The 20,056-nt window shown below is 50.7% G+C and carries 21 protein-coding genes; 9 read left to right on the forward strand and 12 right to left on the reverse strand.

Annotated elements, in window-relative coordinates:
• Window positions 1-6: 6 nt before the first annotated feature.
• The gene (locus Q8O77_RS10340) at window positions 7-705 is read right to left on the reverse strand and encodes a tRNA-uridine aminocarboxypropyltransferase (protein WP_305552783.1); all 699 of its coding nucleotides are present in this window, start codon (window positions 703-705) and stop codon (window positions 7-9) included.
• A gap of 91 nt (window positions 706-796) precedes the next feature.
• Between Q8O77_RS10340 and Q8O77_RS10345 the strand changes: the two genes are divergently transcribed.
• The gene (locus Q8O77_RS10345) at window positions 797-1,699 is read left to right on the forward strand and encodes a pseudouridine synthase (protein WP_305552784.1); all 903 of its coding nucleotides are present in this window, start codon (window positions 797-799) and stop codon (window positions 1,697-1,699) included.
• On the opposite strand, the gene Q8O77_RS10350 is transcribed toward Q8O77_RS10345, so the two are convergent.
• The gene (locus tag Q8O77_RS10350) at window positions 1,696-2,148 is read right to left on the reverse strand and encodes a YaiI/YqxD family protein (RefSeq protein WP_305552785.1); all 453 of its coding nucleotides are present in this window, start codon (window positions 2,146-2,148) and stop codon (window positions 1,696-1,698) included. The genes Q8O77_RS10345 and Q8O77_RS10350 overlap by 4 nt on opposite strands.
• Before the next feature lie 2 nt (window positions 2,149-2,150).
• Window positions 2,151-3,890: a bifunctional isocitrate dehydrogenase kinase/phosphatase gene (gene aceK / locus Q8O77_RS10355; RefSeq protein ID WP_305552786.1), complete on the reverse strand. Its 1,740-nt coding sequence runs from the start codon at window positions 3,888-3,890 to the stop codon at window positions 2,151-2,153.
• A 138-nt stretch (window positions 3,891-4,028) separates the two neighbouring features.
• Between aceK and Q8O77_RS10360 the strand changes: the two genes are divergently transcribed.
• A complete protein-coding gene (locus Q8O77_RS10360; RefSeq protein ID WP_305552787.1) occupies window positions 4,029-5,114 on the forward strand; it encodes a porin in 1,086 nt (361 codons plus the stop codon).
• Between the two features lie 8 nt (window positions 5,115-5,122).
• Complete coding sequence (locus Q8O77_RS10365; RefSeq protein ID WP_305552788.1) at window positions 5,123-5,533, forward strand: phosphate ABC transporter substrate-binding protein; 411 nt, start codon at window positions 5,123-5,125, stop codon at window positions 5,531-5,533.
• A gap of 38 nt (window positions 5,534-5,571) precedes the next feature.
• Here the strand turns inward: Q8O77_RS10365 and Q8O77_RS10370 are convergent, their stop codons facing one another.
• From Q8O77_RS10370 to Q8O77_RS10385, 4 genes are all read right to left on the reverse strand, one after another.
• Window positions 5,572-6,984, reverse strand: a complete 1,413-nt coding sequence (locus Q8O77_RS10370; protein WP_305552789.1) for a YfcC family protein — start codon at window positions 6,982-6,984, stop codon at window positions 5,572-5,574.
• A gap of 240 nt (window positions 6,985-7,224) precedes the next feature.
• Window positions 7,225-11,028: a bifunctional proline dehydrogenase/L-glutamate gamma-semialdehyde dehydrogenase PutA gene (putA, locus tag Q8O77_RS10375; protein WP_305552790.1), complete on the reverse strand. Its 3,804-nt coding sequence runs from the start codon at window positions 11,026-11,028 to the stop codon at window positions 7,225-7,227.
• 200 nt (window positions 11,029-11,228) lie between these two features.
• Complete coding sequence (locus Q8O77_RS10380; RefSeq protein WP_305552791.1) at window positions 11,229-12,233, reverse strand: RDD family protein; 1,005 nt, start codon at window positions 12,231-12,233, stop codon at window positions 11,229-11,231.
• A gap of 96 nt (window positions 12,234-12,329) precedes the next feature.
• Entirely contained in the window at window positions 12,330-12,857 is a 528-nt protein-coding gene (locus Q8O77_RS10385) for a lipocalin family protein (RefSeq protein WP_305552792.1), read from the reverse strand.
• 108 nt (window positions 12,858-12,965) lie between these two features.
• Between Q8O77_RS10385 and Q8O77_RS10390 the strand changes: the two genes are divergently transcribed.
• The gene (locus Q8O77_RS10390; RefSeq protein ID WP_305552793.1) at window positions 12,966-13,559 is read left to right on the forward strand and encodes a dienelactone hydrolase family protein; all 594 of its coding nucleotides are present in this window, start codon (window positions 12,966-12,968) and stop codon (window positions 13,557-13,559) included.
• 16 nt (window positions 13,560-13,575) lie between these two features.
• On the forward strand, window positions 13,576-13,860 hold the full coding sequence (locus tag Q8O77_RS10395; RefSeq protein ID WP_305552794.1) for a hypothetical protein: 285 nt from the start codon (window positions 13,576-13,578) through the stop codon (window positions 13,858-13,860).
• Window positions 13,861-13,923: 63 nt separating this feature from the next.
• Here Q8O77_RS10395 and Q8O77_RS10400 read toward each other — a convergent pair whose 3' ends face one another.
• Window positions 13,924-14,148 carry a hypothetical protein gene (locus Q8O77_RS10400; protein WP_305552795.1) on the reverse strand — a complete coding sequence of 75 codons (225 nt, stop codon included), beginning with the start codon at window positions 14,146-14,148 and terminating at the stop codon, window positions 13,924-13,926.
• An 80-nt stretch (window positions 14,149-14,228) separates the two neighbouring features.
• Window positions 14,229-14,666: an OsmC family protein gene (locus tag Q8O77_RS10405; RefSeq protein ID WP_305552796.1), complete on the reverse strand. Its 438-nt coding sequence runs from the start codon at window positions 14,664-14,666 to the stop codon at window positions 14,229-14,231.
• Window positions 14,667-15,428: 762 nt separating this feature from the next.
• Between Q8O77_RS10405 and Q8O77_RS10410 the strand changes: the two genes are divergently transcribed.
• Together Q8O77_RS10410 and Q8O77_RS10415 are read left to right on the forward strand one after the other, a co-directional pair.
• Entirely contained in the window at window positions 15,429-15,725 is a 297-nt protein-coding gene (locus Q8O77_RS10410) for a hypothetical protein (RefSeq protein ID WP_305552797.1), read from the forward strand.
• A 77-nt stretch (window positions 15,726-15,802) separates the two neighbouring features.
• Window positions 15,803-16,321, forward strand: coding sequence for a hypothetical protein (locus Q8O77_RS10415; protein WP_305552798.1), 519 nt, complete (start codon window positions 15,803-15,805; stop codon window positions 16,319-16,321).
• A gap of 28 nt (window positions 16,322-16,349) precedes the next feature.
• Here Q8O77_RS10415 and Q8O77_RS10420 read toward each other — a convergent pair whose 3' ends face one another.
• On the reverse strand, window positions 16,350-16,682 hold the full coding sequence (locus Q8O77_RS10420) for a hypothetical protein (RefSeq protein WP_305552799.1): 333 nt from the start codon (window positions 16,680-16,682) through the stop codon (window positions 16,350-16,352).
• A 210-nt stretch (window positions 16,683-16,892) separates the two neighbouring features.
• On the opposite strand from Q8O77_RS10420, the gene Q8O77_RS10425 reads away from it, so the two are divergent.
• Together Q8O77_RS10425 and Q8O77_RS10430 are read left to right on the forward strand one after the other, a co-directional pair.
• Window positions 16,893-17,111, forward strand: coding sequence for a DUF6500 family protein (locus tag Q8O77_RS10425; RefSeq protein ID WP_305552800.1), 219 nt, complete (start codon window positions 16,893-16,895; stop codon window positions 17,109-17,111).
• 98 nt (window positions 17,112-17,209) lie between these two features.
• On the forward strand, window positions 17,210-18,073 hold the full coding sequence (locus Q8O77_RS10430) for an ABC transporter substrate-binding protein (protein ID WP_305552801.1): 864 nt from the start codon (window positions 17,210-17,212) through the stop codon (window positions 18,071-18,073).
• A 3-nt stretch (window positions 18,074-18,076) separates the two neighbouring features.
• Here Q8O77_RS10430 and Q8O77_RS10435 read toward each other — a convergent pair whose 3' ends face one another.
• Window positions 18,077-19,306, reverse strand: coding sequence for a HAMP domain-containing sensor histidine kinase (locus Q8O77_RS10435; protein WP_305552802.1), 1,230 nt, complete (start codon window positions 19,304-19,306; stop codon window positions 18,077-18,079).
• A complete protein-coding gene (locus Q8O77_RS10440) occupies window positions 19,306-20,010 on the reverse strand; it encodes a response regulator transcription factor (protein ID WP_305552803.1) in 705 nt (234 codons plus the stop codon). The genes Q8O77_RS10435 and Q8O77_RS10440 overlap by 1 nt, the downstream gene beginning before the upstream one ends.
• Window positions 20,011-20,056 lie beyond the last annotated feature (46 nt).

The following is a 20,056-nucleotide window of genomic DNA, read 5'->3' on the forward strand; positions in this document are numbered from 1 at the left end:
TGTTGGTTATCCGGCTATAGCAGTAAAGCTCAAATGGGGTTTGCCGGCGATATAAGCGCGGCGAAATACGTCAAAGTAGGCTGCCAGGGCGTCCGCTGCTGCGCTGTCGTTTGCCAGTTTCAGTACTTCAATAGCTACCTCGGCAGTACACAACTGGTGCAGATGTGCTGCTTCGCGCAGCTGGTAAGCGGAAGCCTGCTGTGGCTGAATGCCCAGCACCGGCAAGTTAGCTAAATAAGGGCTTTTAAACATTTTCTTCGCTTCGCGCCAGGTGCCGTCCAGCATAATATACAGCGGTATTTTACCGTTTTGCACGGCGCTGAGCTCCAGCGGGCTGTTGATACAACGCTGTGCTTCAGCGTATTGTTGCGGAAATACCACTACAGGTGCATAACGCGCATCGGCCAGCAGTGCCAGCATGCTGGCATCGGGGCGGGTCCTGTCCCAAACATAGGCATGGTTGTCGGCGATAACATCGGCAATAATACGGCCGGTATTGCTGGGCTTGTAACACTCGCCGGTATACATAATAAAACAAAAGGCGCTGTTACTGCTAACCGCGGGTTTGCTGGCGCAGATGCAGTCAGTGGCCGGTAGCAGGCACTGCTCGCAGCGTTTAACTTTGCTGCCACGGGCCAAAAACACCCGGGTGGCTTTCGCCAGTTCTTGTGTGCGTAGGTTAAGCACAGAATTAATATGCGACATGCAGGTTCCAACAGCATCTGAACGGCAACGGGCGGCTATTGTAGCCGCTTTTATGCTACACTGCGCGCTGATTTTTCTGCCGGAATACACAGTGTCGATAGCCCGCCAAGCCTCTGAAATTACCCTGCCTGCTGTCAATAACGGCTGGCATACTGTGCTGCAGTTTTTATGCAGCCAGTTTCCGTTTATCAGCGAGGCTGTCTGGCGTGAGCGTATTGCTGCAGGCAAAGTGTATTGGTTTAACGGCGCGGCTATTAGCGCAGATACGCCTTTTATGCCGAGCAAGCGGCTGTGCTATTACCGTGAAGTAACAGCCGAGCCTGTGATCCCGTTTGCACACCAAATTCTGTACCGGGACCAGCATATTATTGTCGCCGATAAGCCGCATTTTTTGCCGGTTACGCCAGGCGGTGACTACGTTAATGAGTGCTTACTGGCGCGCTTACAGCGCGACACCGGCCTGAGCGACATTGCACCGCTACACCGGTTGGACCGCGATACCGCAGGCCTGGTGCTGTTTTCTGTCAATGCCCAAAGCCGGCCGGCTTATTATCAGCTGTTTAGCGAGGGCACTATCCATAAGCAATATCAGGCGGTGGCGCGGTTAACACAGCAGGCTGCCACAGCGGAGTTACCACAGCAGTGGCGTATTGCAAACCGGATTGAGAAAAGCATACCGCGCTTTATCAACGCCATAGTGGCCGGTGAGGCAAATGCGCAATCAACTATCAGCCTGGTGGCCAAAAGCGGCGAGCTCGGGTTGTTTGAGCTGACACCGCATAGCGGTAAAACCCACCAGCTGCGCTTGCATATGCTCAGTTTGGCGATGCCGATTTTGCATGATAATTATTACCCTGAACTTAAACCGAAGCAGGCACCGCAGTTTGATAAGCCGTTGCAATTGCTGGCAAAACAGTTAAGTTTTATCGATCCGCTAAGCCAAAAACAGCAGCAATTCAGCAGTAGACAGCAGCTGTCGGCCTGGCCGGGTTAATCTTTCGCATGCTGCTGTAACAGTTTATCCAGCTGATTAGCAAAGGCCTGGCGGTCGCTTTGGTTTAGCGGTGGCGGGCCGCCGGTATGTACACCGCTGCCGCGCAGTGTGTCCATAAAATCCCGCATCGTCAGCTTTTGTTTAATGGTGTCGGTGCTGTACAGCTCGCCGCGCGGGTTCAACGCATGGCCGCCTTTGGCCAGCACGTCGGCTGCCAGCGGAATATCTGCTGTAACAACTAAATCGCCGGCTTCACAGCGGCGCACTATTTCGTTGTCGGCTTCATCAAAGCCGCTGGATACGGTAATGGCCGAGATAAACTTTGATGGCGGTACGCGGATCGGCTGGTTCGCTACCAGCAGTGTGGCTATCTGTTTGCGCTCGGCGGCGCGAAAAATAATGTCTTTAATCACCACCGGGCAGGCGTCGGCGTCGACGTAAATTTTCATCGTTAAGCGCTCTCGTCGTTATAAAAATGATAGAAGCGCATGCTGTCGGGGTAGGGGAAAATATCTTCTACCACGCCATTGCGGATATTTTGTTGCTTCTGCCGCCAATAGGCTGCATCTAACAACTCGGGGTGTTTGCTAAACAGCAACTCGCGGATTTGCGGCTGCGGCGTCACAAAGGTGGCCATCTGCTCGGGGAAGACATCGCCCGGCGCGGCGCACACTGTGCCTTCAGCAAACAGCGCATCTTCGTAGTTGTCGGTTTTCGGAAAGCTTCTGAAATTCACATCCAGCATATACTGTACTTCGTCGTAGTCATAAAACACCACGCGTTTGTGCCGTGTTACACCAAAGTTTTTCAGCAGCATATCACCCGGGAAAATATTGGCGGCCAGCATCTGTTTAATCGCCTGGCCGTAGTCGTCCATAATATGGCTCTTCTCCGCCAGCGAGGCGGTTTCCAGATAGATATTCAGCGGGATCATCCGCCGTTCAATATACAGGTGTTTAATTACCACCAGCTCATCTTCAAAGCTGAGTGAATCGCCGATAACCTGCTGCAACTCTTCGAGTAATTCAGCCGAAAAACGGTTCTTCGGCAAGGCGACATAAGAGTATTCCAGCGTATCGGCCATGCGGCCAACCCGGTCATGTTTTTTTACCAGCAGGTAGCGCGCTTTTACCGTGTCGCGGCCAAATTCTTTGCTGGGAGCAAACTTGTCGCGGATCACTTTAAACACATAAGGGAAAGAGGGCAGGGTAAACACCATCATCACCATGCCGCGAATACCCGGCGCGGCAACAAATTGATCATTGCTCTTATCCAGGTGGCTTAACAGCTCGCGGTAAAATTCGGTTTTGCCCTGTTTGTGCAAGCCGATGCTGGCATACAGTTCGGCCAGAGTTTTATGCGGCAGCAGCTCGCGTAAAAAATGCACCAGCGCCGAGGGTACCTGGCTTGCCACCATAAAATAAGCGCGCGAGAAGCCGAAAATAATCGTCATCTGCTTGGCGTCGGTTACCAGGGTGTCGATATACAGGCCGGCGCCTTCGCGGTGCAGCAGCGGAATAATAAACGGCTGTTGGCCATCCGGCGTTACCGCGCGGCCAACAATATAAGCGGCTTTATTGCGGTAAAACACTGACCTTAAAATATCAAAACGAATTTGGTACACCGGATGGCGGCCGTGGCTGGACTGCGCCATAAAGCTTTTTACAATCAGGCGTATATCACGGTCGAGGTTAATAAAGGGCGTAATAAAACCAAAGCCGGAGACAATATTACGGATAGTTTGCTTTAAGCCATCCTGGGCCGGGAAGTAGCTGTCATACACCGATGCCACCGGTGCGGGTAAGTGCTGTTTGCTTAGCGTCGACTCAACAAAAATATTCTTATTGTGAAAATACTTGCGCTCAAATAATTGGCAAAACACTGAGTTATAAAAGGTTTCTGCCAGCTCTGCCTGGGGGTGAAACGCCAGAAATTCCATATAGTGCTGCTTTACCTGCTGCCACAGTGTTTCGTTTAAGCACTGTGCCGGCAACTCAGTGGCCAGATGGGCAATGGCTTCGGTAACACGCTGATCGTAAAACGAAATGCGATCTGAGCTGTCCTGCTGAAAGGCACGCCAGTCGGCCAGCTCAAAACGTTGTTTCGCTTTGGCGGTAATAGCCTGGAATAAACTGAAGTGGCGGCGAAAGCCTTTTAAGATAATTTCAGCAATTTGTTTGGCTTGACTCATAAGGCTCCTTTTTTGCTGTCTGCCGTAAGGCGCAACATGACGTTAATCTGAGAATAAATCCAGCGAAAATAATACTTTTTTTCTGCCTTGTCCTATGTTTAACCGGTAGTCAGAACAATAAGCATGAGAGGGATGAATATGAAAGCATCTGTATTATGTAGTGCAGTGACCCTGGCCATGATGCTCAGTCCGGCATGGGCTGAAGTCAAAATGTCCGGGTTTGCCACCATAGCCGGTGGCAGAGTGTTAAGCGGTGATGGTGTGGCAGAGTTTGGTTTACCGCCAACTTTTCTGGCGAATTATCCTCAGGTTGGCGTGTATGAAGAGGAGTGGTCATTTAAACCCGATAGCCGTATCGGTCTGCAGCTGTCGGCCGACCTGTTGGAGGGGTTGTCTGTTACCGGGCAAATTGTCGCGCGTGGTGCGGATGACTTTGATGCTACATTTGAATGGGCTTATATTTCCTATCAGCTTAACGATACCTGGACCATACAAGCAGGTAAAAAACGCTTACCGTTGTATTATTACTCAGACTTCTTCGATGTCGGTTTTGCCTACCTGTGGCTGCGGCCACCGGCAGATAATTACACCTGGCAGATTTTTAACTACACCGGCATAAACGCGCTGTTTAATACGCAGCTGGGCAGTTGGGATGTCAGCGGCAATATATACACCGGCCGTGAGGATGATAAAGAAAACAAACTGTTATCTCAGTTTTTCGGTACCAATCCGATCCGGGAAATTTGGAAAGATATTGTCGGTGGCGTGATCAGCTTTAACCGCGATTGGCTGGATATCCGTCTGACTTATATGACATATATTAACGAGCGTTATCGTACCGTAAATGGTGTAACCGAGCGGGTAGATTGGGATGGAGAGCTGGAGCGACGCGGCAAATTTGCCGGTATTTCGGTGAATATAGATTACAACAACCTGGTATTGCTGTCAGAGCTGAATCAACTTGATCTGGACGGCGGTAAGTTTGATACCTATATGGTGTCGTTGGGTTATCGCTTTAACACTGTCACACCCTATATCTCTTATGCGGATTTTGATAGCGACGGCGAAGTACATAACACCACCAGCGTTGGCTTTCGCTATGATTTTCATAACTCAGCTGCCTTTAAATTGCAGTACGACGATGTTGAAGATAAAGGTTTTGATGGCCTGATGGTGGCAGGTGACAGCAAGTCCGTCACCTTTGGCGTAGATCTGGTGTTTTAGGAGACGGTATGAAAAAAATATTAGTTGTCGGCAGTTTACTGCTGCCCTTAGCGGTCAACGCTGCGATTGCCGTAGTAGTGCATCCATCAAATCAAGCCAGTCTGACGCAGGAAGATTTAGTCCGGCTTTATACCGGCAAGCTAAGCGCTTTCCCTAATGGCTCTTCTGCTGTGCCGGTAAATCTGGCTGACTCGGCTGCGCTGCGTTCAGAGTTTGATCAGAAGGCGTTAGGACGCTCATCCAGCCAGGTAAAGGCATTTTGGTCAAAGCTGGTGTTTACCGGTAAAGGCACACCGCCTAAAGAAGTGTCATCAGACAATGAGGTGCTGACGCTGGTAGCCAATAACCCGAATATTATTGGCTATGTGGAGGCTGGCGCCGTTACGCCGGATGTAAAAGTGATTTTGACCATAGAGTAAATCAACCGGGCCGCTACAGCGGCCCGGTTTTATAGTGTTTAACCACTAATGGCAGTAACGGGCTGCACGCTGTCGCCATAGTCGAATACTACTGCCAGCACTAAGACTACAGCTGATGCCAGCATTAACTTTAACAGCAGTGGCGCACAAAAGCGGAACCAGTGGCCATAAGGGATACCGGCAATACCAATAATGCCCATTAATACTGCATTGGTGGGAATGATCATATTGGAGAAGCCATCACCAAACTGATACGCCAGTACCGCAACCTGGCGCGGGATCTCCAGCAAGTCGCTCAGCGGTACCATTAACGGCATAGTGACATAAGCCTGGCCACTGCCGGAGGGAATAAAAAAGTTCAGCAGGGTCTGAATAATCAGCATACCCACAGCCGCCGCTTCAGCACCAACATAAGACAACGGCAGCGACATGCCATGTACCAGCGAATGCAGAATTTGGCCATCTTCCATAATCAGAGAAATACCGCGTGCCACGCCAATCAGCATCGCTGTAGTGGTCAGCTCCATAGCGCCGTCAATAAACTTTTGCGCGGCAGTATCGGCAGAAATACGGCCAACCACTGCAGTAAACAGGCCCCAGGCAACAAAGCAGGCGCTTAGTTCATACAAGTACCAGCCATGAACCCGAATACCATAGGCTACCACCGCTATGGTGCCGACAAAGCTGGCTAAAATCAGTTTGTGGTTTAGCGCCAGCTGCGGGTAAGTGCCGGTTTGTTTGTCGCCCAGCGGGCAGGGTAAATCGGCTACCATCGAGTTGGCGGGGTTGGCCAGTACTTTTTTGGCATAGCTCCAGACATGGTGAAAGCCAATCAGCACAAAGGGAATAAAAATCGCCAACCGCAGTTCAATGCCCGACAGCACCGGCACTTCAGCAATTTGCTGGGCAATAATCACCGTAAAAGGGTTAATCGCCGATACGCCATAACCAATGCCGTAACCGGCCACTGTCATGCCCACAGCTGTCATCGCATCCAGCCGCATGGCTTTACACAGCGCAACTAAAATCAGCACAAAGGGGATATATTCACCGGCGGTGCCGATAGCGCTGGACGCCATGGCAAAACAAAATACCACCATAAAGATCAGCATATGCGGCTTTTCACCAAACCGGGTCAGCAAGCGGCCGATAAGCGCGTCAACAGTACCGGTGGCGCGGGCGATAGACAGTACGCCGCCTAAAATCATCACGAAGAAAATCACATCCTGGGCACTGGCAAAAGCGCGTGGTATGGCCGTTAACAGCTGCCATGGGCTTAAGTACTGGCGCTGTTCTACCAAAGCAAAGGTGCCGGGCACCACGGCAGAGCGGCCATTGGCCAGGGTTTGGGTTTCAAAGAAGCCTTGCGGCACTATCCAGGTGGCGATCATCGCCAGTACCATCATGCCAAACAACAAAGTAAGGGTGTGTGGCACTTTAAATCTTGCCATGGTTTAAGCTCCCTGTAGTCTCACTTAGTCTGAAAACGACGCGCTTTGCGCGATATTATGATGTTTAAAAACTGGGGGAGTCTACCCTAACAGCAGCGGCATCACAAACCCGGCGCTGGTCTGAGTATGCTAAGTAGATCAGCCGAAGCCGGCTTAAACCGGGCTTAAACCAGATTGGGTTGGCAGATAAAAAAAGCCGGGCTGTACCCGGCTTTTATGTTTTGGCTTATCGCCGGCAGCTTAGTCGTCGTCTTCCACCATCGTCATCAGTGAGGTATTACCGCCCGACGCTGTGGTGTCTATACTGATGGTTTTCTCGGTTACCAGGCGTTTAATCAGCGTATCGTAATACTCGGCGCTGATCACCGGCAAAATAGCGCCGTCGCGCTGCGCCAACTGTTGGCTGAAGTAGCCCAAGCGTGACGAGCGGGCGGCAACCACAGCACCGGCCAGATGCGGATGCGCCAAAATAGCCTGCAGCTGGTCCGGTTTCGCCACCTGAAACACCCCGGCGGCAACGCCGGTAGAGATAAACTTATCTTTAAACGCCATCGCTTCGGCATAGAACAACTCCGATGCAACGGTGATCACGGTATTACCGGCTGCCAGCGCGGTAATAATGGAAATGGCCCAGAAGTTAAACGAAGTGCTCTTGTCGGCATAGCACACCACACAACCGCGCGGCTCTATATGCAGCGTATTTGACTCGCCGGTAGGGCCCGGCAGAGTGGTGGACTTGCGCATGTATTTCTCCAGCCGGTTAAGCTGGGCGCGGGCATCGGCCAGTGTTTGGGCTAAGTCATCGGCTAACTCGTCAATAATATCGACAGTGGCTATTTTTGCCAGCAACTGCCGCACCGCCGATACACGATCGTTTAGTGGCGTGGCGCGCCAGCTTTTTTCATCGCGCAGCGAATTTGCCATCAGCTGCTGTACCTGCGTATCGGCATCCGGGTTATGGTGCAGGTTCAGCTCGTCCGGACTTAAGTTAGTCATTTGCACATTTTCCGGCGAGGCTTTCTCTTTTACCAGCCGCAGCAAATAGTTCGGCCCGCCGGCTTTAGGCCCGGTGCCGGATAAGCCACGGCCACCAAAGGGCTGGGCACCAACAATAGCGCCTATCATATTGCGGTTAATGTAGACATTACCGGCGCGTGACATTTTAGCCAGGTAGTTGCAGCGGTCTTCAATACGCGAGTGAATACCCATGGTCAGGCCATAACCGGTGGCATTAATCTGGTCGATAACCTGATCCAGCTCACTGGCTTTAAAACGGATCACATGCACGCAGGGGCCGAATACTTCGCGTTTCAGTAGTGACAAATCGCTGATTTCGTATAACCGCGGCGCAAAGAAGTAAGCGCCGTTCCCGCTGTTATCCGGAATATCACTCTGATAATGCAAGGTAGCTTTATCTTTGAGGTACTCAACGTGTTGCTGCAGGTTTTTCAGCGCTTTTTCATCAATTACCGGGCCTATATCAGTGCTAAGCCATGCCGGGTCGCCCACATGCAGCTGCTGCAATGCGCCTTTGAGCATTTCGATAATGCCATCGGCGACATCGTGCTGAATAAACAGCACCCGAAGCGCCGAGCAGCGCTGGCCGGCACTTTGAAAGCCCGAGCTGATAACATCATCTACCACTTGCTCCGGCAGAGCGGTGGAGTCGACAATCATGCAGTTTTGGCCACCGGTTTCGGCAATCAGCGGTACCTGAATATCATTACGTTCAGCCAGGGTGCGTGAGATCAGGCTGCCGGTTTCGGTTGAACCGGTAAACATTACTGCCTGAATGCGCGCATCCGGCACTATGGTTTTACCCACGTCGCTGCCACGGGCAATCACCGCTTGTACCACGTGCTCCGGTAAGCCGACGCTATGCATCAGTTCAATGGCACGCAGCGCAATCAGGCTGGTTTGCTCGGCCGGTTTGGCAATAACGCTATTGCCGGTAACAATAGCGGCGGCTACCTGACCTAAAAATATCGCCAGCGGAAAATTCCACGGGCTGATACACAGCACCACGCCGCGTGGCTCAAAGCGCTCATCTTTTGCCAGCTCTTCGGCCCGTGCGGCGTAATAGCGGCAAAAATCGACCGCTTCGCGTACTTCGTCGATACCGTCTTGCGCCACCTTGCCGGCTTCTTTAATACAAATGGCCACCAGCTCATCGTGATGGCGCTCGATAATATCGGCGACGCGGCGCAATAAGTTGGCGCGATCCGCCACCGCGGTTTGTGACCAGCTGCTAAAGGCGTTATCGGCATTGGCCAGCAGTTGCTGCATCTGCTCGCTGTTGTGCAAAGTAACGTGGCCGATAATCTCCTGCAAATTGGCCGGGTTTTTTACCGCTATAGCGCCGTCCGGCACCTGGTCCGCTTGTAGTAAGTGCCCGGCAAACCAGTTATCCAGGTTAGCTTTAAACGGCGTCAGGCTGTTAACGTCGGTTAAATCCAGGCCTTTGGAATTAGCGCGCTCGCTGCCGTATAAATCCAGCGGCAGCTTTATTTGCGTATTGTACTTGTTACGCAGGCTTTGCAGGGTTTCTACCGGGTCTGGCAGTAAGGCTTCTACCGGCTGGCTGGTATCCACTATGGCATTAACAAAGGACGAGTTAGCACCGTTTTCCAGCAGACGCCGCACTAAATAGGCCAGCAGGTTTTCATGTTCGCCCACCGGCGCATAGACGCGGCACTGGATTTTCTCACTGCTGACAATCTGATCAAATAACGACTCGCCCATGCCGTGCAGGCGCTGAAACTCAAAGCCGCTGTTATTGCCTTTGGCCACTTCTAAAATAGTGGCGGCGGTGTAGGCGTTGTGGGTAGCAAACTGCGGGTACAATACATCGCGCGCTTCCAGCAGCTTAATCGCACAGGCTTTGTAAGACACATCGGTAGAGGCTTTGCGGGTAAATACCGGATAGTGATCCAGGCCCTTTTGCTGGGTGGTTTTAATTTCGGTGTCCCAGTAAGCGCCTTTTACCAGCCGCACCATCAGTTTGCGGTTAACTTTACGGGCCAACTGTGTCAGCCATTCAATCACGAAAATAGCGCGCTTCTGATACGCCTGCACCGCCAGGCCAAAACCGGCCCAATCGCCCAGCTCGTCGTCACAGAAGATGGCTTCAATAATATCCAGTGAAATATCTAAGCGATCGGCTTCTTCGGCATCAACGGTAAAGCCGATATCATAGCTTTTGGCTACCAGTACCAGTGCTTTTAGCTTAGGCAGCAACTCGCTCATTACCCGTTCGCGGTGGCTGAACTCATAGCGCGGATGAATAGCAGATAACTTTACCGAAATGCCGGGGCTTTTTACCGGGCCGCGGCCTTTAGCGGCTTTGCCGATGGCATGAATAGCGGTTAAGTAGCTTTGGTAGTAGCGCTCTGCATCGGCCATGGTGCGGGCACCTTCGCCCAGCATATCGTAGGAGTATACGTAGCCTTTTTTCTCGGTATCAAAGGCTCGCTCGATAGCTTCGTCAATGTCGCGGCCCATCACAAACTGCTTGCCCATAATTTTCATGGCAAAGTTAACTGACTTGCGGATCACCGGCTCGCCCAAGCGGCCAAGGGTTTTTTTCAGCACGCCAAATTGCTGCGCTTTGGTTTTATCGTTGTAGTTCACCATCTTGCCGGTAACTAACAAACCCCAGGATGAGGCATTAACAAACAGCGAGTCGCTGCTGCCTAAATGCGAGCTCCAGTCGCCTTTGGCCAACTTGTCGCGAATAAGCGCTTCCTGGGTGCTTTTATCCGGCACCCTCAGCAGAGCTTCGGCCAGACACATCAGTACTACGCCTTCTTCGCTGGACAAGGAAAACTCATTTAACAGTGCATCAATGCCACCCTGGCCGTCCTGATCTTTACGAATGGTATGCACAATTTGCCGCGCCCGCTCCCAGGCCCGGCTGCGGGCTTTAACGCCCACCTCTGCCAGCGGTAACAGATGGTCAATGGCGGCATTTTCGTCAATACGGTAGTAGTTACGGATCTTTTGTCGCAGTGGGCAACGGGTGGTCAAATCAGCATCAAATAACATAAGTCAGCCTTTAGCGGGGGCGCAGTGCCGTGATAACAGTTGCGCCGGGTGAGCATTAATTACTCTGCGCATACTAAAGAAAATAGCGCAAAATAGGCTAGGGTATTTTGGCTTAAAAACCATAATTCACATGGCTTATGTGTATTTTTGCAGTATAAAGTTCTGAATATTTGCAATAGGGCCGGCTTTTGTTGCTGCATTCAGCTTTTTATCCGCAGTACCAGCGTATCGGCCAGTTTATCCTGAATGGCCTGACGGTTCGGGTCCCAGTAAATTTGCAAAAAGCCCAGTAAGCCGGTAGCAAAGCCGGCGCTGTAACCGCCCTGGCGGCCAAATGCGGCCCATAGTGATAACGGCGTGTTATCCAGTTGCACCACGCGGATACCGCAAAGCTTTTTGCCGATGGTTTGGCCATTGTTCCAGGCAATAAACAGGGTGAAATAACCAATGGCCCAGCCAAAACCAATGCCTAAATCGGCCAGAATACCCTTTACCCATTTCAATATACTGTGATCTGATTGTTGTAAACGCTGCCACCACGACGCTTTGGCAGGTTGGCTTTGCGCTACTTTTACTGCAGTGTCCGGCGTGGTTTGCAGTTGGGTCAGCACCTCGTTATAAATTGCAGTTTTGTCTGTGTCGGTAATGTCACTGGCTTCGAGCAGGCCTTCGAGCACGTCTTTTTGCTGAGCTTTTTTCAGTTGAGCCGCCTGTAACTGCGGCACAATCAGCATTAGCTGATTGCGGGCACAGGCGGTATCGCAGTTGTCCTGCGCCAGCTTTAACGCACTGCTGACAAAGATAGCACTGCCGGTAAATTGCTGTACCTGGTCTTTCGACGCCAGTGACGGCAGCCAATTATTAGTAATAAACAGCAGCAGTGCCGCACTTAGTAATAATGCCATCTGGCCGGTTTTTGCCGCCTGCCAGCGCGACCAGGCAATATAGCCCAACATTGGTAACACGAATATCAGGCTGCCGGAGGTAAGTGCGGCAATAAAAAAGCCGTCAATAAGAATAGCCACAGCGCGGCGTGCCGGTTTAGCCAGCGGCTGGCCAATCAGCTCCGGTGCCACGGCAAACACATGCGGCGTTACTACAGCTCTTATCTGGTGCTCATCCAGCTGATGGCCGCTGCTATCAACGAAAGTATCAGGTGAAACCTCTTTAATACTGGCGTTATCGTCAGGTTGCGCTGTGCTCATGGGTTTTTCTCTAACCGGTTGAATGGCATTACTTTAAACAGAGAGAAATGCTAAAGCAATGCACAATATCTGACCGGCGACAGAAGTGCTATACGCTCAGCTGCAGCTTTGTAACCAAATCCACTGCTTAGCGCCAATGCCAAGGTTGGCGGCAAAGTCCATATAGGCATCACACTGTGCTTTAGCCGGGGTTTTACTGCGTGCCAGTAACCAGGCGTAATCGGTTGATGGCCCTACCACCAAAACAATGCTGTAGTCAGCGCTGAGTTTGGCCACATTGTAACTGCCGTAGAAGGGGCCAAAAAACGATACTTTAAGTGCGCCGGTGTTGCTGTCGCCGACAAAGTAAGCCTTACCCTCTGCTTGTTGCCACTGGTTATCTTGCGCATTAAAACCACGGTTAATTACTGTTACGCCGCCATCATCGCGCAACGAGTAGTTAGCAGTTACTTCAGTTAAACCGCGCTCAAAGCGGTGATCTAACCTGGCAATTTCATGCCATTCGCCTAAATAGCGCTTAAGTTCAAACGGTGTTACCGGCGTAACGCCATCCGGCACCCCTGTGCAGCTTTGCAGGCTAAGGCAACTGCCGAGCAGCAGCGCAATACTAAGCAGAGTTTTCATAAAAATCCTTTAATTTTAAACGTTAACTGCTGATACTACGTAAAGTACGCGGTATTGTATCTGTGCACCTGCTTATATAAGCAGGTGTTTTGCCATTCAGGAGTCAGGATGCATAAACACCTGGTTATCGTCAGTGATATTTTCGGCCGCTGCGCCGGGCTAAACCGGCTGGCGCAGGATTTGGCGGCGACGTCTGCTGTGCAGATACAGCTGATTGACCCTTATCAAGGCGCGGTGCAACACTTTGCCGATGAGCAACAGGCTTATGCCGCTTACAGCACGCAGTGCGGCCATGATATTTATACCGGGCAGGTTATGCAGGCACTGCAAACAGCACCGCAGCCGTTTGCGCTTGCTATCGGTTTTAGCGCCGGTGCCAGCGCACTGTGGCGTGCTCTGGCCGATACCACAGTAACCCGGGTAAAACAGGCGGTATTGTTTTATCCGGGGCAAATACACCAGCAGTTGGCACTTGCGCCGGAAATACCGTTGGATATTATCTTTGGTCAGCATGAGCCGCATTTTGCTGTAGCAGATATCTGCGCGCAGTTGCAGCAAAAGCCGGGAGTAAGCGCCGTTACAACGCCGTATGCGCATGGCTTTATCAACCCGGCATCCAAAGCGTTTAGCGAGGCTGGTTATCAGCAGTATCTGGCTGTTTTAACCCGGTTGCTTGGTGGCCGCGCTGAGTTAACAACCTGAGTAAACACAATCAGGCATGAGGAGAAAACCTATTAAACCGAAAGAAAAGAAAACGGCCGGCTTTTACTGGTTACTAACACTGTTTATTGCTGCTGCGTGGCTGGGCTGCGCAGTTATTTTTGTTGATCTTTGCCTCAGTTTTGGCGGGGGCAACAATAGTGGTTGTGTAAGCAGCTTTGATTATCCGGATGTTATTACCGGCATTGCTATAGCCGGCGTGGTGCTGCTTATTCCTGCCTTTTGTGTTACAGGGCTGGTGGCATTAGTCACAACGTTTTTTGGCTACCGGCGCAAAGTATAGTGGCGGCCGGCATACAGAGGTGCACGGCAACAGTCAGCAAAACAAGCGGCATTTCTCAGCAAATTATGCCGTTTCAGGCACCGCTTCCAGCAGCGCTATAATAGTGCCGTTGTTGCTTAGTTTAGCTAAATCAAGCAGGTAGCCTTTTTCCAGCGCTTGCATGCTTTGGTTGCCCAGTAACTGTTTTACCCGCGGTGTTTCGCCATTCACGATGGCGGTTTTCAGTGCCGCATAGTGCATAAAACTGCGTGACTCTTGTTCAGTTTGCTCTGTTTGTTCAGCTGTCATGATTTGCACTCCATTTGGCTTAAAGCCGCCCGTTTTAACGCTATTAAAACGGGCACTATTAACTATCTCAACGGCTCAGCTTAACTACCTTCAAACGAGGTAATATCTAAGGTGACGTCGCAATTTAACAGTTTGGATATCGGGCAGGTTAGTTTGGCTTCTACCGCTGCTTTTTCAAAATCCGCACCACTCATGCCGGGCACTTTGGCAGCTAACTTTATTTCAGACTTGGTGATAGCAAAGCCATCACCTTCTTTTACCAGGGTAATTTCTACCTTAGACGCTAAGCTGCCTTTGCTAAAGCCCAGCTTGGCCAGGCCAAACGACAGCGCCATAGTAAAACACGACGCATGTGCCGCCGCGATTTGCTCTTCCGGGTTGGTACCGGGCTGGTTGTCGAAGCGGGTATTAAAGCCGTACGGCTGGTCTTTTAACGCGCCCGATTGCGTAGAAACCTGTCCCTTGCCGTCCTTGCCAAGCCCTTCATATTTTGCCGTAGCCCAATTGATAATAGCCATATGGTTCTCCTTCATTAATAACGGTTGGTGTCGATCTTGAGGATCTTGTCAGCGCTGTTAAGTACTGATGCCATGCCGGATGGCAACTTAACTGCAGCAAGAGCTGTTCCACACCGGCAAGAGCGCGCCGGCAGGGCGCCTTAACTGATTTAACCTTAGTCCGGCCCGGTAAGGTATTCACGGTAGGGGCTAAGAATTGTAAAAATTGCAGGGTTTGGCATGCCGGGCAGTAAGTTACAACAACATAAATTGCTACAAGATAAAAATGCTTGATTTACATTCAGCCAGCGCCATAGACTTGAGCTAATTTTGCAACTTGCGGGATCTAAACAACGCAACTCGCGGGTTTAGATCCTCTGAATAAGCTGTTATGTACATGGAAGTAAGGAGTTATTTTTGAGTTCTGGAGCTGTATTTTTAGTAATTGCGATTATTACTGTTGTTTGTGAAGTAGCGTTTATATATTCAAAATACAATGAAGTTAACAAATCTCTAAATGAGCAATGTAAAAACTTAACGGATAAAAAGGCTATAAGTGCGTTTAAGCGTAATCACTGGTTTAAGGCTTTTAGAATAACTTGCTTGATTTTATTTTTGCTATTGCTCCCGATTTTGTTAATCGTCTTTTATATATGGCTTCTATAATATAAAAATTAAAAGTGCACATAACAAACGCCGGTGTAAACGCGCCCGTTAGGCGCTCTGACGCGTAAAAATTTGCTCGCGTTTGAGGCGGGTTTTATGTAGCAAGGGGTACGCTCAATGAAATACCAAGTCATGCTACGTGGTGAAAATTTTGAATTGATGTGGGAAGGGGAAGTTAAAAACCTTGGCTTCTTCACGACAAGGTGGGTAAAAGCTGAGTCTATTGCAGATGCGGAGCTGAAGGCTGTCACCTTGATAAAGCAAGATGATTCTCTTAAAGCCATGATGGTAGAACAGTCTACTTTGACACCTATGATTTATCTGGAAGAGGTAGCAGTAGCAAAATGGTGGAAGCGATTGGGTGGTAAGGGTTATTCATTTTGGGAAATGCAACCGGATGCAGTTGCTACATAATAAACTTCGTCATTCGTGGCTTGTGACCCCAGCGAAGCTCACAAGTCAGCGCGTATGCGTGGGGGGATACGCATAAAATGAATACATTAAAAATGATCCTTAAAGTCATCGAAGGAATAGCAATAGCTTTGGCGCTGATTCTTGGAATTCTTTGGTATCTAAACCCGAACGGCTCGTTCGAGGCGTTGTCCTTTATGTCGTTACTGGTGGGTGTAACCATTACAGATCATATTCGAAGGTACATTGACGAAAGGAACCAGAAACAAGCGTATGAAATGCTCCTGAAAGAATTGGCTCGTCTATTTGAAGAAAAAATTAGCAGGCGAATAGAAGACTTAGACGCTGAAACTAAAGACAGAATAAAAACTTATATTTCAGGTCTATTCCCCAAAACCATAAAAGAAGCAATCTTTTTGATGATGGAAGCTAATACTGAATTGAACAATTCAAATTCTGACGACGAAAAACGCGGGCGGGAATATCCGGTAAAGTCACTCGCTGAAGCTTACGGTATTGAAAGCGGAGCTTATCAATTTGATAACATGTCCATCTATGAAGCAAAGGGAAACCGTGCTAAATCTAAGAGAAACGCATAATAAAGGTACAGGCCGGCTTTAACCGGCCTCACGCAACAAGGCTATAAATCGCTATAGCAATGGCAATAACGGAAATAATGCTGCTGCCCAGCACCAAGGTTTTATAGGTAGCAACCTGACGCTGTGCTGCTAATGTTGCCTCTTCGGCAGAGCTAATAACCTTTTGCAATTGCTCGGCAATAATATGCAATGACTGCGCATTTTTGGTTACCGCATCCTGTAACTCTGTAATTTGCTGCGCCACCACCGGGTCTGATTTGGCAACCTCAGATTTAGAGGTAAAAGCCGGAATAGCGCTGGTGGCTATTGTTGTCAGATAGGGAGCAAGAGCTTTGATAAGTGGAATAAATTGTATTGCCATAAGTTCTCCGGTTAAACGTAAACGGCTAAGCCTGCAGCCTGGTTAAACGCTAAATTCTGCTCTGTAGCCAAAATAGCCGCAATTGTTTGTTTCAGCAATCCTTTAACCTGTGCCGCTGTTGCCAGGCGCAACACAAAGCTGATAAGTGGCAGATGCTGTGCCATCAAGGCACAGCTTGTATGCAAAAATTACCTCAGGAATTACTACCCGATGCGCGATACGTTAAGACAGAAAGTTATTGAGATATGCGATAAGAAAATGCTCGCCAAAGGCGACACCGTTGGCGTGTCGTTTTACGCCTTTTTTGCTAATAAAAATGACGACCCGGCGCTGCTGATGGAAGCGGCTACCTGGTGGATCCAAACCCACCGGCTGGATCATTTTGAAAAAGCGCTGAAAATTAAGCAGATGGTGCAAGCAGGGCTTTAGCCGCCGGCAATATAATAATATCAGGTCAGAATATTGTCTTTCTTCTACACTTGTTGCTCTGCCCGGTAATTACTGCGGTTTTGCATCTGGAGTCTTGCTTGAAAACTACACTAATCTGTTTGCTGTGGTTGTTTATGCTGATGCCATTGGCAATGTTGCCTGCTAAGCCGCTTGCAGCTGAACCTACTGCAGAGTCAGTGGCTGCTGTAACAACAAAAGTGCCGCTGCGCATCCTGACTGAACCGGCCGGCCGCGGCCGGTTAACAGACAAGCATGGCAATCTTTACGGTATGTCTACGCAGCTGGTTAAGGCGATACAGCAGCAGGTAGGCGATAACACCACTATTGAGATTTTTCCCTGGGCACGCGCTTATGCCATTGCGGTAAGCAGTGCCAATGTGGCGGTGTATGACACCATCAGAACCGCAGACAGAGAAAATAAATTCAAATGGGTGGGGCCTATTAAGATCTATGCGGTAAACCTGTACGCCAAACGCGACGTTGTCGCCGACAATGCCAGCCTGGCAGATCTACTGCAAAATCATGTTGTCTGTGAAACCCGCAATACCAGTATCGTTAACGAGCTGCTGTCACTGGGTTTTGTGATAGAGCAAAACCTGATCCTAAGCCGGCAGTCCGGCGATTGCTACAATATGCTTAAACTCGGCCGCGCCGATTTAATCGCTATGCACGGCGACGTTACCGCCAAACGCATGGCTGAACTGCGCGACGCCGGGCTGGATTTACAGGCAGTTTACCCACTGCAAAACATTGAAATGTATCTGGCGTTTTCCAGGCAGGTTGATGATGCCGTAATACTTAACTGGCAGTGCGCGTTAAATAAACTGGTGCTGCAAGGCCAGTTCCGTCAGTTATATCAGGATGAATACCCGGAAGTGATGATCAGTGAAATTGAAGCCAGGGCAGAAAGGTCGCAGCAGCAACTGCTGTGCCCCTTGTAATTCTTACCACGACAGACGGGCGATTACATGCGCTTCATCAGCGAGCAGCGAAAACGACCAGCCATTGCGCTCACACAGCCGTTGCACAATACCCAGACCCAGGCCATAGCCATGAGACTCCGTCCTGGCCGGCGTGCGCCGGTCATCGGCATCACTGCTTCGCTGATTGGTGACTAACAGCTCGTGCTGTTTAATGCGAATGGTGATCGGTCCGTGCCCGTCGAGGCTGTGCTCGAACGCATTGCGCACCAGATTATTCACCGCGATAGCAAAAGCCTGCGGATGGCCGCAGACTTCAGCGGTTGCGACTTCGTCGATCTCAACAGCGACCAACTTGCGGTGCAGCAGGTAGCGTTGCTGTTCTATCGCTTTGTTCACCAGCGGCAGCACGAAAAACTGCTCGTCATACCAGCCGTCGTCGGCTTCGCGGGCCAGGCACAAGAACATTTCAATTGTGGTTTTCATGTCCAGCGTGGCGCGCCGCACCCGATCCAGCGCCTTCATATCGCTTGCTGACAGCTCGCTGTGTTCCAGCAGCTCAAGCGCGCCTGTTATCACCGTGATCGGCGTGCGCAACTCATGGCTGGCTGAATCGGTAAAGTAGCGCTCTCTGGCAATAAAGGCGCTGATCCGCTCAAGGGTTTTCTCAATGGTCTCAGCCAGCACACCCACTTCATCAGCGCCAAACCGGTCAGACCCTATGCGTTTATAGTCTTCAGCCGACAGATGTTCCAGGTCGATGGCCGCAACCACTTTGGCCAGTTGCAGGACAGGGGCGACTGCTCTGCGCATCACCACAATGCCAAGCCCGAAACCAATAACACCGAGTGTTCCCACCACAGCGCTAATAAGCAGCAGCCACCACCAGTCCTCTGATGACGCCGCCTCAATCCCGGCAACGTCGAACACCACAAAGGCACGGCGCTGTCCATTATCGGTAGCCAGCACTGCAACATGCAACTCTTTGGCTTCGAATTCGTACAATCCCTCATCGGGGTTAGTTTGTGCCCATTCCCGCAGTGATTCCGGCAGGTCAGCCGCCTCATCGTATGCGCGCAGGTTCGCCGGCATAGCGGGATAGCTTTGGGCGGCACGCTGCAGCTGATGCACCAGTACCCGGTCTTCACTTAACCTGATCGCCGCGAGGAAGGCGAAGCCCCAAAGCACGCTGAGCACAGCAACACAGATAGCAAAGGCACAGGCGACACGCTTACGTAAACTGCGGCGGTACATTACTCAGCATCCTCTGCAATCCGGTAGCCGATGCGGTGCACCGTATGGATCAACGCTTTGGCAAACGGCCTGTCGATAGCCTGGCGCAGCTTGTAAAGGTGCGAGCGCAGGGCATCGCCATCGGGGGGCTCGTCAGCCCACAATAGTGTTTCGAGCACATCACGAGCCACAACAGACGGCGATTGTTCCATCAAACGTTGCAGCAGTCTGATACCGGCCGGGGTGAGATCGATACGCCGTCCTGCGCGATGCACTTGCAGCGTGGACTTGTTCAACGTCAGATCAGCCACAGTTAACAGGTTGTCGGTTCTGCCGTGGCTACGTTTGTACAGCGCCTGCAACCTTGCATGCAGCTCTTGTAAGGCGAATGGCTTGATCAAATAGTCATCGGCTCCTGCGGCAAAGCCTTTCAGTTTATCGTCAAGCGTGTCTCTGGCCGTTAGCATAAGCACCGGCGTTGTTGTTCCTGCATCTGTGCGCAGCCTTTGGCAGAAGTTTAAGCCATCCATCCCGGGCAGCATCAGGTCCAGCACAATAACGTCAAACGAATTGCTCAACGCCAGGTGCATCGCGCTGATACCGTCATAGGCAAAATCCATCACATAGCTATGCTTTGCAAGATAGGCAGCAATGTTGGCGCAAATGTCGCGGTTGTCCTCGACAATCAACACTCTAACCGGCACCGCACCAAGCGCGTGAACCATATGCTGCTACTCCTTACCAGTTGTTACCGGGCCCGATTTACCATGC

It is taken from the genome of Rheinheimera sp. (genome assembly GCF_030690345.1).
Taxonomy (GTDB): Bacteria; Pseudomonadota; Gammaproteobacteria; order Enterobacterales; family Alteromonadaceae; genus Alishewanella.